Genomic DNA, 14,185 nt, shown 5'->3' with positions numbered 1-14,185 from the left:
TTTAACCGTCAGTGTCATTACTGCGGCAGACTGTAGGTCATGGTCTTCGCCGCACAATTAACATCCACGGTGTAACTGACCTGTTTTTTCGCGCCGCGCACAACCAGCGGTACGCTGTAATTACCGTCTTTCTCAGTCACTTCCGCCACATTCACCCAGGCAACCGGCTTGCTGCCCAGCAGCGCTTTGTCATCCTGCCAGCGCGGGTAGCGGCTCTGCACAAAGTCATATTTTACCTGGGCCGCTATCTGATCTTTGTTCAGCGATTCACACGCCGGGAAAGTCACCATACGCTCATTTTTGACTTCCGCCGTGGCCGGAGCCTGTGCGCTGACGGTGAATGCCAGCAGAATACCTGCACCTGCCAATCCGGTACGGGTGAACAGATTCATTGCCTTCATAAAACCTCCTGTTTTAATCCCGAAAGAGACTAAATGTCATTTTTATACAATAGCGCTTAATCAAATTTCACTTAATGCTTATTGCTGCAAAGTAACATATTTATTATCAGGAAATTGTGACACTTGTTAAATATTTGTTTCTATTATTCACTGTCGTCATCTTCTTCATCAAACAGCGCGCGGATCTGCTCACCGCCGTGATGCCGTTCGCGTAACTCTGCCGCGACCTGCGCGATAGCCTCACCACTGCTCATTCCTTCCTGCATCAGGGTGTGGATCCGCTCAACAGCGGCCTGCTGTTCTTCATGACTTAACGCGGGCATTCCGGTAAACATAATCACCTTCTATAACATTTCAGTAAAAAACACATTATACTCATAAAGATGGCGGGACGCATCCGCCTGTTTTCCGATAAGATAACCGGCAGTTTCCGGACACAGATTACTGACAGACTGAATTATGACATCACATTCCGTACCTGTACTGACACCACTTGACTATCATCCCGGTCTCGCCCTGACCCTGTTTGCCCCGCTGTCACATCAGCCGTGGGCCATGCTGCTGCACTCCGGCAGTGCTCAGCACCAGCATAACCGTTTTGATATTCTGACCGCCGATCCCCTGATGACACTGACTACCCGGGGCGATGAGACCTTAACTGAAGATAGCCGGGGGCAGCGCGTCCGTCAAAGTGATGACCCGTTTCAGTTACTGGATGCGGCGCTGGCACAGTGCGGGCTGGATCCGCAACCGCACGATGACTATCCGTTTGCAGGCGGCGCGATAGGATTATGGGGATATGACCTCGGGCGGCGCACTGAATCCCTGCCGTCACTGGCACGTAATGAGCTGTCTGTGCCGGATATGGCCATTGGTATTTACGACTGGGCGGTGATCGTTGACCACCGGCGTCGCTGCGCCACATTAATCACCTATGCTGATCCCGCCGAACGTCTGCTCTGGCTGGAGAGCCAGAAAGCACCGGACAGCAGGCCATTTGCTCTGACCGGACACTGGCAGTCCGATATGACCGAAGCGGAATACCACGAAAAAATTGCCCGTATTCATGACTATCTGCAGGCTGGCGACTGTTATCAGGTCAACCTGTCCCAGGGATTTTCCGCCCCGTATGAAGGGGATGAATGGCTGGCATTTCTGCGGCTGAATGACGAAAACCGGGCACCGTTTTCCGCGTTTCTCCGTCTGCCGGAGGCCGCCATTCTGTCTGTTTCGCCGGAACGTTTCCTGTGGCTGAAAGACGGCAGCGCAGAAACCCGGCCTATTAAAGGTACCCGTCCGCGTCATTTGGATGACCTTCAGGCCGACGATGCTGAAAAACAGGCACTGGCGGCATCAGAGAAAGATCGCTCGGAAAACCTGATGATTGTGGATCTGATGCGCAATGATATCGGCCGGGTGGCACTTCCGGGCTCTGTCAGTGTGCCATCACTGTTTGCGGTCGAGCCATTCCCGGCGGTCTGGCATCTGGTCAGCACCATTACCGCACAATTACCGGCTGCATGCCGGGCGGCACAGTTGCTGCGCGCCTGTTTCCCCGGCGGCTCCATTACCGGCGCCCCGAAAATCCGTGCAATGGAAATCATTGAAGAGCTCGAGCCTGTCCGCCGCCACGCCTATTGCGGTTCTGTCGGCTATATCAGTGCCTGCGGCACCATGGACACCAATATCGCAATCCGGACCCTGATTGCGGAAAATAATCACCTCTATTGCCGGGCGGGCGGCGGGATCGTCGCAGACAGCCGCGCCGCAGAGGAATATCAGGAAACATTTGATAAACTGGGCCGCATACTGACCGTTCTGCCGGAGAAAATATCATGAGCCCGCTTGAGCGCTTTATTCCCCGGTTTCAGTTAACCCGCCCTTCCGAAGCGGAGATTGCCGGTGAGCGGGATCGCCGGGCGGCGGTTTTGCTGCCTATCACCAATAAAGCCCGGCCCGGGATCCTGCTGACACAACGGGCAGCGTCGCTGCGCTCCCATCCGGGACAGATTGCCCTGCCCGGCGGCGCGGCGGATCCGGGCGAAATTTCCCCCATCGCCACCGCATTGCGCGAAGCCCGTGAGGAAGTGGGTATTCCGCCGCAGGCCGTGCAGGTGCTGGGACAAATGGCCCCGGTGGACAGTGTGACCGGTTTCCGGGTCACCCCGGTCGTCGGGATCATCCCGCCGTCTCTGCCGCTGGCGGGTAACCCGCAGGAAGTGGCGGATATCTTTGAGCTGCCGCTGGATGCTGCCCTTGATCTGAGCCGCTACCGCTACATTGATATGACCCGCAATACCGTTGAACGCCGTCTCTATTTTTACTTATATGAAGGACGGATGATTTGGGGATTAACAGCGGGTATTTTATATCGCCTCGCAACGCAAGTGAAAAATGATTGATTTGTAACCAATTTCACACTTCTGCCCTATTTCCCCCTGTTTTTTTTCATCAGGTATGCCTGAATTTTATCTAAAATCGCTGTTACGCAGTGAAAAATGCGATAAACTACTTTATCCGTGTGAGCAAATAACAGTAAAGTAACGCGCTTTACGATAAATCACTATTACATTGTTTTTTTAAGGAGTCTGACGTGATTAGCGTTTTTGACATGTTTAAAGTGGGTATTGGTCCTTCCAGTTCCCACACCGTAGGGCCGATGAAAGCCGGGAAGCAGTTTGCTGATGAGTTGGTTGAGAAAGGTCTGATTTCCCGTGTGACCCGCGTTTCTGTTGATGTCTACGGATCACTCTCCTTAACCGGGAAAGGTCACCATACCGATATCGCCATCATTATGGGCCTGGCCGGTAACTTACCGGCAACCGTGGATATCGATGCCATTGACGGTTTTATCCGCAATGTGGAAGAGACTGAGCGTCTGTCACTGGCCAATGGTCAGCAGACCGTGGATTTCCCGCGTGAAGGCGGCATGAATTTCCACACCGGTAACCTGCCGCTGCACGAAAACGGCATGAGCATCACTGCATTTGCCGGTGATGACGAGTTATACACCAAAACCTATTACTCCATCGGCGGCGGGTTTATCGTCGATGCAGAGCATTTCGGTCAGGACAACGCCAACGAAACCCCGGTGTCCTATCCGTATGCCTCAGCCGAAGAACTGCTGAATCACTGCCATCAGACCGGGCTTTCCATCTCCTCGCTGATGCTGAAAAATGAACTCGATATGCACAGCCGTGAAGAGATCGACGCCTATTTCGCCGATGTCTACAAAACCATGACGGACTGTATCGCTCACGGTCTGGAAACCGAAGGCATTCTGCCGGGGCCGCTGCGTGTCCCGCGCCGCGCCGCTGCACTGAACCGCCTGATCAACTCCGCCGGTAAACTCTCCAAAGACCCGATGAACGTGGTTGACCTGGTTAATATGTTTGCTCTGGCTGTCAACGAAGAAAACGCCGCGGGCGGCCGTGTGGTCACCGCACCGACCAACGGTGCCTGCGGTATCGTCCCTGCGGTGCTGGCATATTATGATCACTGCATCGAAAAAGTCACCCCGGATACCTATCTTCGCTACTTCCTCGCCTGCGGCGCGGTCGGCATTCTGTACAAAATGAACGCCTCTATCTCCGGTGCGGAAGTCGGCTGTCAGGGCGAAGTCGGTGTGGCCTGCTCAATGGCGGCAGCCGGTCTGACTGAAATCCTCGGCGGCAGCCCGGACCAGGTCTGTGTGGCAGCTGAAATCGGCATGGAACACAACCTGGGCTTAACCTGTGACCCGGTTGCCGGTCAGGTTCAGGTGCCGTGCATCGAGCGTAACGCCATTGCTTCTGTGAAAGCGATCAACGCCGCCCGTATGGCCATGCGCCGTACCAGCGCACCGCGCGTTTCTCTCGATAAAGTCATCGAAACCATGTATGAAACCGGGAAAGACATGAACGCCAAATACCGTGAAACATCACGCGGCGGTCTTGCAATCAAGGTTCAGTGCGACTGATTTTGTGAGTTAACTCACAAAACATAATTCGATAACATTAATATCCCTGCAACATTGCAGGGATATTTTTTACCTGAAGCGCATCAGCACGGGTTGTTTTTTAATCTGCTTGTGCCATTTTCAGGTAAAGATGCTAACAACATGTAAAACACTCCGATATATCACGCTGCCAAATAAATAAAAATCATCCTATCATTCTGGCAAATAATACATTCAACACAATAATTAACTATAATTGCGTCTTCAATGTTTCTGTTTTGTTGTTTTCTGACAGAAAGCAAGTTTTTTTACCTTCATAGAATGTTACCCTCTGATTTAATTAGTGCCCCGAAATTAATTATCGCTGTTTAAACGTAAATAATTAGCGGTAACACGGGCCTGAGACTATCTTTACACCGGAGTCTTACGGTTTTTTTCTGACCCATAAAAGATTCTGTGTAATACACAAGAACCATCCTGACTGATGTTAAGGGGGAACAGAGGTGAGTATAGCCATTATGATTGGCACCCACGGCAAAGCCGCTGAGCAGTTACTGCGCACAACGGAAATGCTGATCGGTGAACAGGAGAACGTCTCCTTCATCGATTTCGTACCGGGGGAAAATGCCGATACACTATATGCGAAGTACAATGAGAAGCTGCCCGGTTTATCAACCGCTGACGGGGTATTATTCCTCGTTGATACTTGGGGCGGCAGCCCGTTCAACGCAGCAAACCGCATCGTGACTGAGCAGGATCAGAGCGCAGGCGGCAACAGCAATTATGAGATAGTCACAGGCGTTAACGTACCGATGCTGGTCGAAACCTTTATGTGCCGTGATGATAATCCGTCATTGCAGGAACTGGTTGCGGTGGCGCTGGAAACCGGCCGTGAAGGGATCCGCGCCCTGAAAGCACAGGACGAACCGGCACCAAAAGCGGCTCCTGCACCTAAACCGGCCGCACAGCCGGCGGCACCGGCAGGCCCGGGCGGACACATGACTATCGCCCTCGCCCGTATCGATGACCGTCTGATCCACGGCCAGGTCGCCACCCGCTGGACCAAAGAAACCAACGTCAAACGCATTATTGTCGTCAGTGACGAAGTTGCCAACGATACCGTCCGCTCAACACTGCTCAAGCAGGTTGCGCCTCCGGGTGTGACCGCACACGTGGTGGATGTGGCGAAAATGGTGCGCGTCTGGAATAACCCGAAATACGCCAATGACCGCTGCATGCTCCTGTTCACCAACCCGGCGGATGTTCTGCGCCTGGTGGAAGACGGCGTGGAGATCAAATCGGTCAATATCGGCGGGATGGCCTTCCACGAAGGTAAAAAACAGGTTAACAATGCGGTTTCTATCGATGAAAACGATATCGTGGCATTCAAAGCGCTGAATGACCGCAACATCGAGCTGGAAGTCCGCAAAGTCTCCACCGATTCAAAAATAAAAATGATGGATTTAATCAGCAAAGCTGAAAGTTAATTTGACCCATTACTCAATACAAAATTTGTTGTCTGCAAAATGACTGGTTAAAGGAGAAACACAATGGAACTTTCCGTTGTACAAATCGTCCTGGTCTTCATCGTTGCCTGTATCGCGGGTATGGGGTCAATCCTCGATGAATTCCAGTTCCACCGCCCTCTGGTCGCCTGTACGCTGATGGGGATCGTACTGGGTGACATGAAAACCGGGATCATGATCGGCGGTACGCTGGAAATGATCGCACTCGGCTGGATGAACATCGGTGCCGCAGTGGCACCGGATGCCGCGCTGGCATCCATCATTTCCACCATCCTGGTTATCGCCGGAGGTCAGAATATCGGTGCCGGTATCGCGCTGGCTATTCCGCTGGCAGCCGCCGGACAGGTGCTGACTATCATCGTCCGTACCATCACCGTGGCCTTCCAGCACTGGGGTGACCGTGCTGCTGACAAGGGCAATCTCACCGCTCTGGGGATGATCCACGTCGGAGCTCTGCTGTTACAGGCAATGCGTATCGCGATTCCGGCAGTTATCGTGGCCGTGTCCGTCGGGACAGATATTGTCCGCGAAATGCTTGACTCGATTCCGGTCTGGGTCACCAGCGGCCTGAATATCGCCGGCGGCATGATTGTTGTGGTCGGTTACGCCATGGTTATCAACATGATGCGTGCCGGCTACCTGATGCCATTCTTCTATCTGGGTTTCGTTACCGCCGCATTTACTGAGTTCAACCTGGTTGCGCTGGGTGTGATCGGTGCGGTGATGGCTGTGCTGTATATCCAGCTCAGTCCGAAATACAACAAATCGGAAGTCGTTGTCGCTGCCGGCAGCAAAAACGACCTGGATAACGAGTTAGACTAAGAAGGTGAGCAACATGGTTGATACTACAAGCAACGTAACCGGCAGAAAACAGTTAAGAAAGAGCGACATCCGGGGTGTCTTCATCCGCTCAAACCTGTTTCAGGGTTCATGGAACTTTGAACGTATGCAGGCAATGGGCTACGCCTTCTCCATGGTACCGGTGATCCGCCGTCTTTATCCGGAAAATAATGAAGAACGCAGACAGGCTATCAAACGCCATATGGAGTTCTTTAACACCCACCCGTATATGGCTGCACCTATCCTCGGTGTGACCTGTGCGATGGAAGAACAGCGCGCTAACGGTGCGGCTATCGACGATGGTGCCATCAACGGTATCAAAGTCGGTCTGATGGGGCCGCTGGCCGGTGTCGGTGACCCGATTTTCTGGGGTACCGTGCGTCCGGTCTTTGCCGCCCTCGGTGCGGGGATTGCCATGACCGGCAGCCTGCTCGGGCCGTTACTGTTCTTCTTCCTGTTTAACCTGGTCCGCCTGGCGACCCGTTACTACGGCGTGGCTTACGGCTACAAAAAAGGCCTGGATATTGTTCAGGATATGGGCGGCGGCTTCCTGCAGAAACTGACCGAGGGGGCGTCAATCCTCGGCCTGTTTGTCATGGGGGCACTGGTGAACAAATGGACAAAAGTGAATATCCCGCTGGTGGTGTCGGAAATTAAAAACCCAACCACCGGTGAGATGGAAATCACCACTGTCCAGACCATCCTCAATCAGCTGATGCCGGGCCTGATGCCGCTGCTGCTGACATTCGGCTGTATGTGGCTGCTGCGACATAAAGTGAATGCCCTGCTGATTATCATCGGCTTCTTTATACTGGGTATTGCGGGTTATGTCTTTGGTTTCCTCGGACTGTAACCGGTAAAAAACACGTTCTGACGAACGCGTATTTTCAGAAAGAGTATGATAGTTTAAACGGGAGGCTTGCCTCCCGTTTTCTGTTTCATTTCAGGGGAAAAGAACCACAATGAGTGTAAATGATATTGTTCTGCTGGCTGTGATTGTGCTGATGCTGCTGTTTGCCGTCTACGACGAATTTATTGTCAGCACACTGAAAGGCAAAACACAGCTGCGGATAAAACTGCGCCGTAATCACCGTGCGGATGCCGTGATCTTTATCCTTCTTATCGGTATTGTTATTTATAATAATATAACCGGGCACGGTAGTCCGTTAACAACCTATTTACTTTCCGGCTGTATTATCATTGCTATTTATCTGGCTTTTATTCGTTCACCGAAGTTATATTTTAAACAGGACGGATTTTTTTACGCCAATGCCTATATTAAATATGACCGAATTAAAACCATGAATTTATCAGAAGACGGTATTCTTCTTGTGGGTTTGGAAAATCGTAAAATTTACATCAAGGTAACGCATCTTGATGATTTACAAAAAATTTATAATTTTATGATTAATAATAAATAATAACTCCTCCTTTTTATCCCCCTACAAAAATAAAGACTAATAATAATATTAGTCTTTATTATCTTATTAAAATACCATGTAATGAAAATCATTCTCATTAGCATCTTTTGAAATCAGAATATATATTCTTGCCTTTTTTATTTTCTGTGATATCTTTCCGGTCACGTCATTGGGGAGTAGCCTGTTCTGTTATTAACCTCTCAGAGAAATAACAGAAAATCCGTGTCAACATACTTGCGTGTTATTATATCAGCATGGTACGGATGCCGTTTCGGTTGGCAAGACCATAGACACGCAGTTCACCGGAGGTCGGGGTTGGATTGTGTGTATATGGATAAGCTATCCGACCGAGACTGAGTTTATGAGTTTTTACGCCACCCTCGTCCTTGCCCTGGCCCTGTCTATGGATGCCTTCGCCGTTGCCGTCTGCAAAGGCGCTACCCTGCACAAACCACCTTTACGTGAAGCCCTGCGCACCGGTTTTATCTTCGGTATAATCGAAGCAGTCACCCCGCTTATCGGCTGGGCCATCGGTATTTTTGCTAGTCAGTATGTTATTGAATGGGATCACTGGATTGCCTTCGCACTGCTGTTTATCCTCGGCGCACGTATGATCTATAACAGTATCACCGCCGGTGATGACTGCTGCGAACGTCATGAAAAACCACAGCGTCACAGCGCATTACATCTTGCCACCACAGCTGTTGCCACCAGCCTGGATGCGATGGCGATTGGTGTCGGTCTTGCATTCCTGGAAGTCAATATTGTCCATACTGCGATGACTATCGGGCTGATGACTATGATTATGGCCACCACCGGAATGATCCTCGGGCGCTATATCGGCCCGCTGCTGGGCAAACGGGCAGAAATTATCGGCGGGATTGTCCTGATCCTGATCGGATTTACCATTCTGTATGAACACATTGGTTAATCCGTTCTGATGACCCGCTGCGGCGGGTCTTTTTTTACGTCTGAATTATGCTTCCCGGCGGTATACCCGGATCAGAAAATCCGTTTCACAGGAAAACGCCGTTTCTGCCGCCAGCTGATGTTTAACTGCCTCTGTCGCTTTCCACGCAAACGGTGTCATTGACAACAGCGCCAGTGCATCCGCGCCGTTCAGCACCATCGGGTAAGCCACCTGCTGCTCCTGCGCCGGACCGAATCCGGGGAAATGCTCTTCCTTCAGCGGATGCAGATGCACTTCATCATAAATAAGGGATTTCAGCTGATACAAATGACGCGGGCCCGGAGTTACGGTTATCACAATGCCGCCCGGTTTCACCACACGGGTTAACTCATCCGGATTACATGGTGCATAGATCCGCAGCACACCGTCCAGACTGTTATCCTCAAACGGCAGCCGCTGGCTGGATGCCACACTGAAGCTGACCTGCGGATAGCGTTTTGCGCCGTAACGGACAGCAACCTTCGCCACATCCAGCCCGTACACCGTCACCTGCCGTGCTGCAAGGCTTTCCGCCAGTGCGCCGGTGTAGTAACCCTCACCGCAGCCGATATCCAGTACCTGCTCCGTCTGTGCCGGTAAATGCTGTTCAAATGCCGCGATTACCTGCTCCCGCATCGGGCGGTAATGGTGATTATCCAGAAATGCCCGGCGCGCCTGCATCATCTCTTTACTGTCGCCCGGTTCTTTTGAGCGTTTGAACTGAACAGGCAGGAGGTTGATATACCCCTCTTTCGCGAGATCAAACTGATGATGGTTTTCGCAGCTGTAACTGCCGGGGCGGTGCGTCAGCGGGTGCTGGCAAAGCGGACATTGGTAAGACATAATCATTCACTGTGAAATAATGTAAGGGTGCAACCGGCAACGGCCTGTGCCGGTGACGGAAAATCTGAGGCGAAACCATACCATGAAAACCTACTGGTGGCAGGATAAAATTGATGATTATCAGCAATGGCACAGCCTGCTTGTCAGGGTTAATCCTGAAACGGTAAATGACGATGCTCCTGCGCTGCTCAGCGGCCATAACAGCCGGATGCAGTTGCAGCTGAGCGGCAATCCGCTGTTCTGGGCAACCGTTCTGAAAGATCACAGTGATGTCTGGCTGATTTATAATCAGGATCATCCGGCTCAGCAGAATCTGTTATCGCCGCTTCGCTCACAACAGACTGAGAAAATTGCTGCTCTGCCGGCAGAGCAGCAAACCCCGCAGTGGTGCCGTTACTTCGCCCGGGATTTGCAGGAACGGTCTTCCCCGCTGCTCACCGCCGGAGAGTGGTTACTGCGCCCGATGAATATTACACCGCCATCCGCCCCTTATATTGTCAGCGCACCGCATCCCCGCGAAAAATGGTGCTTCCGTTCGCCGTTCACCAAAGATATCAGTAATGCGGACTGGCAGTTATACCCCGGTGATTTACCTGATCTGCAATCCCCCGAACGGGTTATGTTTGTGGACTGGTGGTTCGGCGGTTACCGGCTGCTGCCGCGCTATACCGTTGAACCGCAGAGCAGCCGCCTGAAATACTGGCGCAAAGTGGCCCGCGAAGGAAAACTGCCGCCGGTGCTGCTCTGGTATATCAGCGGTCTGGCATCCTACATTATACTGGATGGTCATCTGCGGTTGCAGGCAGCGTATGATGAAAATATTCCGCCAGCCTTTATTGTGCTCAGCCAGTACCATGAATGCAGCTATGAGCCGGATCCTGCCGCGATTGAAAAAGTACAACGGGCAATAGCGCATCAGATGGATAAAACCCCGCGCCCGGACGTCCGCAAGGTCAACCAGACATTAATCAGCCTGTATCAGAACCGCTACGGACGCCATTCCACCCGCAGCCGGGCAATACTGGGTGACGGTCATTTATGGGAAGAGGCTGTTTCCCGTTACCTGCGCCTGCATCAGGACACCGGATATCTCACCGCTATTTTGCAGCGGACGGAAGAAACAAAGTGACCCGCTAATCGGATAAATCTGCTGTGAATATTTTTTGTTCACCTCAGAATACATCATTATCCGTCGTGTTATCCCGTCAGAAAATAGTATAAGGAATATCTATGTTCAGACTCTCCCGCACCTTTATTGCACCACTCCTGCTGTTATTTTCCGCCTCGCTGTTTGCGGCCACAGAAACCAAACCTGCGGCACCGGCAGATTTGGATCTGGTCTTTGTTCTGGATAAAAGCGGTTCCATGTCCGGTTTTGAACAGGACACCATCGGTGGTTATAACGCCGTTCTTGCCGAAAACCGTAAAAAAGAAGGCAATATTTACGTCACCACCGTTTTATTCAACCACGAAAACAGCACGCTGCATAACCGCGAGCCTATCAGCAAAGTCAAAAACCTGACATTGGATGATTATTCTGTCGGTGGTAATACCGCATTACTGGACGCTGTCGGTATCACTATTGAAAAAATCCGTGAAAACCGCAAAATCACCAAGAATAATAATGTGTTATTTGTGATTATTACTGACGGTGAAGAAAACAGCAGCCGTAAATACAGCCGGGACAAAATTAAATCAATGATTAATTCTGCGGAAAAAGAAGATAAGTGGGACTTTATTTTCCTCGGTGCCAATATTGATGCTATTGCAGAAGCCGGTAATATCGGGATTAAAAGTGATAACGCCACCGGTTATGTGCAGGATAAAGCCGGTTACGGTAAAGCATATGATGCCGTCAACAAAGCCGTTGAAGTAAAACAGCAATCAAAACCGATTACTTCCGAATGGAAAGCGGAAGTCGAGAAAGATAACAACGAACGAAGTAAAAAATAACACACTATTTCTTATTTATTCACTAAAACAGTACGGTCCGCCGTGCTGTTTTATTTTCTCATCCCGTTCCGTTTTTTCCTCTCAACGCTGCTTACCATGAACATGATATGACTGACGTTCAGCCGGATAAATACGCCAAAGTGACTGGTGGCAAAAGCCGGCTATGATAATGCTTACCGGCAGACGGATTTATTTCCCCGGAAAAACCAACCGCAATCCGGTAATCAATAGCGGACAACGACACCCCGGTGAAATATAAAATTTAAAATACCGCCACCTTATAATAAAAACAGCATTAAACACTCACAGACAGCCCGAAAAAAGATGCTGCCGGTGCCATTCACAGCACAGAAAAGAGAATAACCGGCAATAAAAACGCAATTACAATCAATGAGAGTAATATTCTGAATATCCCCTTAACTGTCTGCTCAAGAAATACCAGTCCGTGTTTGTTACCCATACTGCTCAGAATCCATCACGTTGCTCATTACATTTTAGTTATGTGAAAACCATCGCATCATAATGATATTACTTGGCTGTTTAGTCAATAAATATACTGTTACCGGACTCTTTTTTTGATGACTGTTAGTGTCTTTCACCTTATCAGCAGGATAGTGCCCTTCATTATTTTTGTTATCAGTACCTCCCGTTTTATTTCTGTTTTCCGGCAGTCACTGAATATGAGAGATAATGCACAACCGTTTTACTCCGGATAATCGCATTTAACTGACTGTCAATCCGGCGATCATCCACGGTTGCCCGTTTATGCTGACGGTGATGTTCTGCCGGGGATGACACCATAAATGTCTCCATAAATTCATCCTGCGTGCCGGGAACCGAAAACAGCCCTCTGGAATAACCGCCATCCCGTAACCGGATCCGTTTTAATTGCTCCATCAGTGCAAAGAATTGCGCCTGATGTTCCGCATCCACTTTATACTGAATACACACCATCACCGGTTTTTTATCTTCCTCAGAATAAAACGGTAATTCCTCCGGCATTGTCAGATGTTCCGACGGTGATAAATTGATAGTGTCGTGGTCAATTTTCACTTTCAGCACACATAACCAGACAACAATAATTCCGGCTGCCGCCGCAAGCAGCGCGATCGTTATTGATGTGTGTGAGGCAATCTGCCCCCAGATTAATGACCCCAATGCCATTGACCCCGAGAATACGGTCAGATACAGCGCCAGTCCTCTTGCTCTGACCCAGTCCGGCAGTGCTGTCTGCGCTGATACCATCAGGGTGGAAAGTGTGATCAGCCAGCTGAACCCGGCAATAATACTGCCGGCGATTGCCGGGTATTTTGATGTGGTCACGGCAAATATCACCAGCACAATGACCGTTCCGGCAGTCCCTGCAGTCACTAATATTCCGCTACTGAACCGGGCCCGCAGCGCAGATAAACTGAATGCCCCGGCGACCGCCCCGATACCGATACTGGTGGTTAAAATCCCGTATAACGTGGCATCCCCCTGAAGCGACACTCTGGCAACCAGCGGCAGCATCGCCCAGTACGCACTGGCGAACACAAAGAAGGCAGCGGCTCTGATAATGGTTTTAATCAATGCCGGACTGTAACGGGCATAGCGCAGCCCGGAAATCATCGCGGCGACAACAGATTCCGCCGGTAAGGTATTTTCTTTGTATTTCTCCCCTTTCCACCACCATACCGCCACAATAATGGCAATAAAGCTGAGTGCATTAAGCATAAAGGGAAGATAAAGCCCCACCTGTGAAATCAGCACACCGGCCAGTGCGGGACCGATGGCACGGCTGATATTAATCCCCATGCTGTTCAGTGCGATCCCCGCTTTTAATTCTTGCGGTGCCACAATCCCCGGGACAATCGCCTGCCACGCCGGGCCTAAAAAGGCAGCACCGGATCCGAGAATAAAGGTAATTAATAATAACCAGCCGATACTGACCACATTGAAATAAACCAGAACAGCCAGTAATGCAGCGGCAAAAAACATCATGATATTGACAACAATAAGCAGCTTACGCTTATCAAAAATATCGGCAATCGCCCCGGCCGGTAAGGCTAATAAAAAGACAGGTAAGGTTGTCATCGCCTGAATGGCGGCAATCATGACAGGATCAGGACTCAGATTTGTCATCAGCCATCCCGCACCGACATCATTCATCCATGTTCCGATGTTAGAAAATAATGTCGCCATCCATAACACAAAAAATATACGGTTACGCAGCGGCGACCAGGCTGATGATTGCGGATTAGTCATGTGAATATGATCTCCGGTTTAATATGGCCGGTGTTTTACCACCAGCCACAGTATTAACATGTACAGCG

At 50.5% G+C, this 14,185-nt stretch carries 14 protein-coding genes and 1 riboswitch; of the genes, 10 read left to right on the top strand and 4 right to left on the bottom strand.

Features of this window, described 5'->3' with window-relative positions:
* Window positions 1-17: 17 nt before the first annotated feature.
* Together yebF and N7387_RS14365 are read right to left on the bottom strand one after the other, a co-directional pair.
* Window positions 18-401: a protein YebF gene (gene yebF / locus N7387_RS14370; RefSeq protein WP_262861654.1), complete on the bottom strand. Its 384-nt coding sequence runs from the start codon at window positions 399-401 to the stop codon at window positions 18-20.
* A gap of 143 nt (window positions 402-544) precedes the next feature.
* A complete protein-coding gene (locus N7387_RS14365; protein ID WP_262861655.1) occupies window positions 545-736 on the bottom strand; it encodes a YoaH family protein in 192 nt (63 codons plus the stop codon).
* Between the two features lie 124 nt (window positions 737-860).
* Between N7387_RS14365 and pabB the strand changes: the two genes are divergently transcribed.
* The 8 genes from pabB to mntP all read left to right on the top strand — a co-directional run bounded on the left by pabB (window position 861) and on the right by mntP (window position 9,056).
* On the top strand, window positions 861-2,240 hold the full coding sequence (gene pabB / locus N7387_RS14360; protein WP_279799830.1) for an aminodeoxychorismate synthase component 1: 1,380 nt from the start codon (window positions 861-863) through the stop codon (window positions 2,238-2,240).
* Entirely contained in the window at window positions 2,237-2,803 is a 567-nt protein-coding gene (locus tag N7387_RS14355) for a CoA pyrophosphatase (protein WP_262861657.1), read from the top strand. The genes pabB and N7387_RS14355 overlap by 4 nt, the downstream gene beginning before the upstream one ends.
* A gap of 191 nt (window positions 2,804-2,994) precedes the next feature.
* A complete protein-coding gene (locus N7387_RS14350) occupies window positions 2,995-4,359 on the top strand; it encodes an L-serine ammonia-lyase (RefSeq protein WP_262861658.1) in 1,365 nt (454 codons plus the stop codon).
* A gap of 482 nt (window positions 4,360-4,841) precedes the next feature.
* The gene (gene manX / locus N7387_RS14345) at window positions 4,842-5,825 is read left to right on the top strand and encodes a PTS mannose transporter subunit IIAB (RefSeq protein ID WP_262861659.1); all 984 of its coding nucleotides are present in this window, start codon (window positions 4,842-4,844) and stop codon (window positions 5,823-5,825) included.
* A 63-nt stretch (window positions 5,826-5,888) separates the two neighbouring features.
* Entirely contained in the window at window positions 5,889-6,686 is a 798-nt protein-coding gene (locus N7387_RS14340; protein WP_025154115.1) for a PTS mannose/fructose/sorbose transporter subunit IIC, read from the top strand.
* 13 nt (window positions 6,687-6,699) lie between these two features.
* A complete protein-coding gene (manZ, locus tag N7387_RS14335; protein WP_025154114.1) occupies window positions 6,700-7,557 on the top strand; it encodes a PTS mannose transporter subunit IID in 858 nt (285 codons plus the stop codon).
* 109 nt (window positions 7,558-7,666) lie between these two features.
* On the top strand, window positions 7,667-8,125 hold the full coding sequence (locus N7387_RS14330) for a DUF986 family protein (protein ID WP_262861883.1): 459 nt from the start codon (window positions 7,667-7,669) through the stop codon (window positions 8,123-8,125).
* A gap of 157 nt (window positions 8,126-8,282) precedes the next feature.
* A riboswitch (yybP-ykoY riboswitch) is annotated at window positions 8,283-8,441 on the top strand.
* Window positions 8,442-8,486: 45 nt separating this feature from the next.
* The gene (gene mntP, locus N7387_RS14325; RefSeq protein ID WP_262861347.1) at window positions 8,487-9,056 is read left to right on the top strand and encodes a manganese efflux pump MntP; all 570 of its coding nucleotides are present in this window, start codon (window positions 8,487-8,489) and stop codon (window positions 9,054-9,056) included.
* Between the two features lie 45 nt (window positions 9,057-9,101).
* Here mntP and rlmA read toward each other — a convergent pair whose 3' ends face one another.
* Window positions 9,102-9,917 (bottom strand): 23S rRNA (guanine(745)-N(1))-methyltransferase, encoded by an 816-nt coding sequence (gene rlmA / locus N7387_RS14320; protein ID WP_279799824.1) that lies wholly within the window; start codon window positions 9,915-9,917, stop codon window positions 9,102-9,104.
* Between the two features lie 82 nt (window positions 9,918-9,999).
* Between rlmA and N7387_RS14315 the strand changes: the two genes are divergently transcribed.
* Both N7387_RS14315 and N7387_RS14310 read left to right on the top strand, forming a co-directional pair.
* Complete coding sequence (locus N7387_RS14315) at window positions 10,000-11,046, top strand: hypothetical protein (protein WP_279799822.1); 1,047 nt, start codon at window positions 10,000-10,002, stop codon at window positions 11,044-11,046.
* A gap of 101 nt (window positions 11,047-11,147) precedes the next feature.
* A complete protein-coding gene (locus N7387_RS14310; protein WP_274370101.1) occupies window positions 11,148-11,870 on the top strand; it encodes a vWA domain-containing protein in 723 nt (240 codons plus the stop codon).
* 651 nt (window positions 11,871-12,521) lie between these two features.
* Here N7387_RS14310 and N7387_RS14305 read toward each other — a convergent pair.
* A complete protein-coding gene (locus N7387_RS14305; protein WP_279799819.1) occupies window positions 12,522-14,117 on the bottom strand; it encodes an MFS transporter in 1,596 nt (531 codons plus the stop codon).
* Window positions 14,118-14,185: the final 68 nt, after the last annotated feature.

Source organism: Morganella sp. GD04133 (genome assembly GCF_029835375.1).
Taxonomy (GTDB): domain Bacteria; phylum Pseudomonadota; class Gammaproteobacteria; order Enterobacterales; family Enterobacteriaceae; genus Morganella; species Morganella morganii_B.
Note: the sequence above shows the minus strand (reverse complement) of the source record. Positions and strands in the feature narration are given on the sequence as shown.

Coding starts and splice junctions, on each gene's coding strand:
- rlmA (WP_279799824.1), bottom strand. CDS start 9,917: ATGTCTTACCAATGTCCGCTTTGCCAGCACCCGCTGACGCACCGCCCC.
- N7387_RS14310 (WP_274370101.1), top strand. CDS start 11,148: ATGTTCAGACTCTCCCGCACCTTTATTGCACCACTCCTGCTGTTATTT.
- mntP (WP_262861347.1), top strand. CDS start 8,487: ATGAGTTTTTACGCCACCCTCGTCCTTGCCCTGGCCCTGTCTATGGAT.
- pabB (WP_279799830.1), top strand. CDS start 861: ATGACATCACATTCCGTACCTGTACTGACACCACTTGACTATCATCCC.
- yebF (WP_262861654.1), bottom strand. CDS start 401: ATGAAGGCAATGAATCTGTTCACCCGTACCGGATTGGCAGGTGCAGGT.
- N7387_RS14330 (WP_262861883.1), top strand. CDS start 7,667: ATGAGTGTAAATGATATTGTTCTGCTGGCTGTGATTGTGCTGATGCTG.
- N7387_RS14355 (WP_262861657.1), top strand. CDS start 2,237: ATGAGCCCGCTTGAGCGCTTTATTCCCCGGTTTCAGTTAACCCGCCCT.
- N7387_RS14365 (WP_262861655.1), bottom strand. CDS start 736: ATGTTTACCGGAATGCCCGCGTTAAGTCATGAAGAACAGCAGGCCGCT.
- N7387_RS14315 (WP_279799822.1), top strand. CDS start 10,000: ATGAAAACCTACTGGTGGCAGGATAAAATTGATGATTATCAGCAATGG.
- N7387_RS14340 (WP_025154115.1), top strand. CDS start 5,889: ATGGAACTTTCCGTTGTACAAATCGTCCTGGTCTTCATCGTTGCCTGT.
- N7387_RS14305 (WP_279799819.1), bottom strand. CDS start 14,117: ATGACTAATCCGCAATCATCAGCCTGGTCGCCGCTGCGTAACCGTATA.
- manZ (WP_025154114.1), top strand. CDS start 6,700: ATGGTTGATACTACAAGCAACGTAACCGGCAGAAAACAGTTAAGAAAG.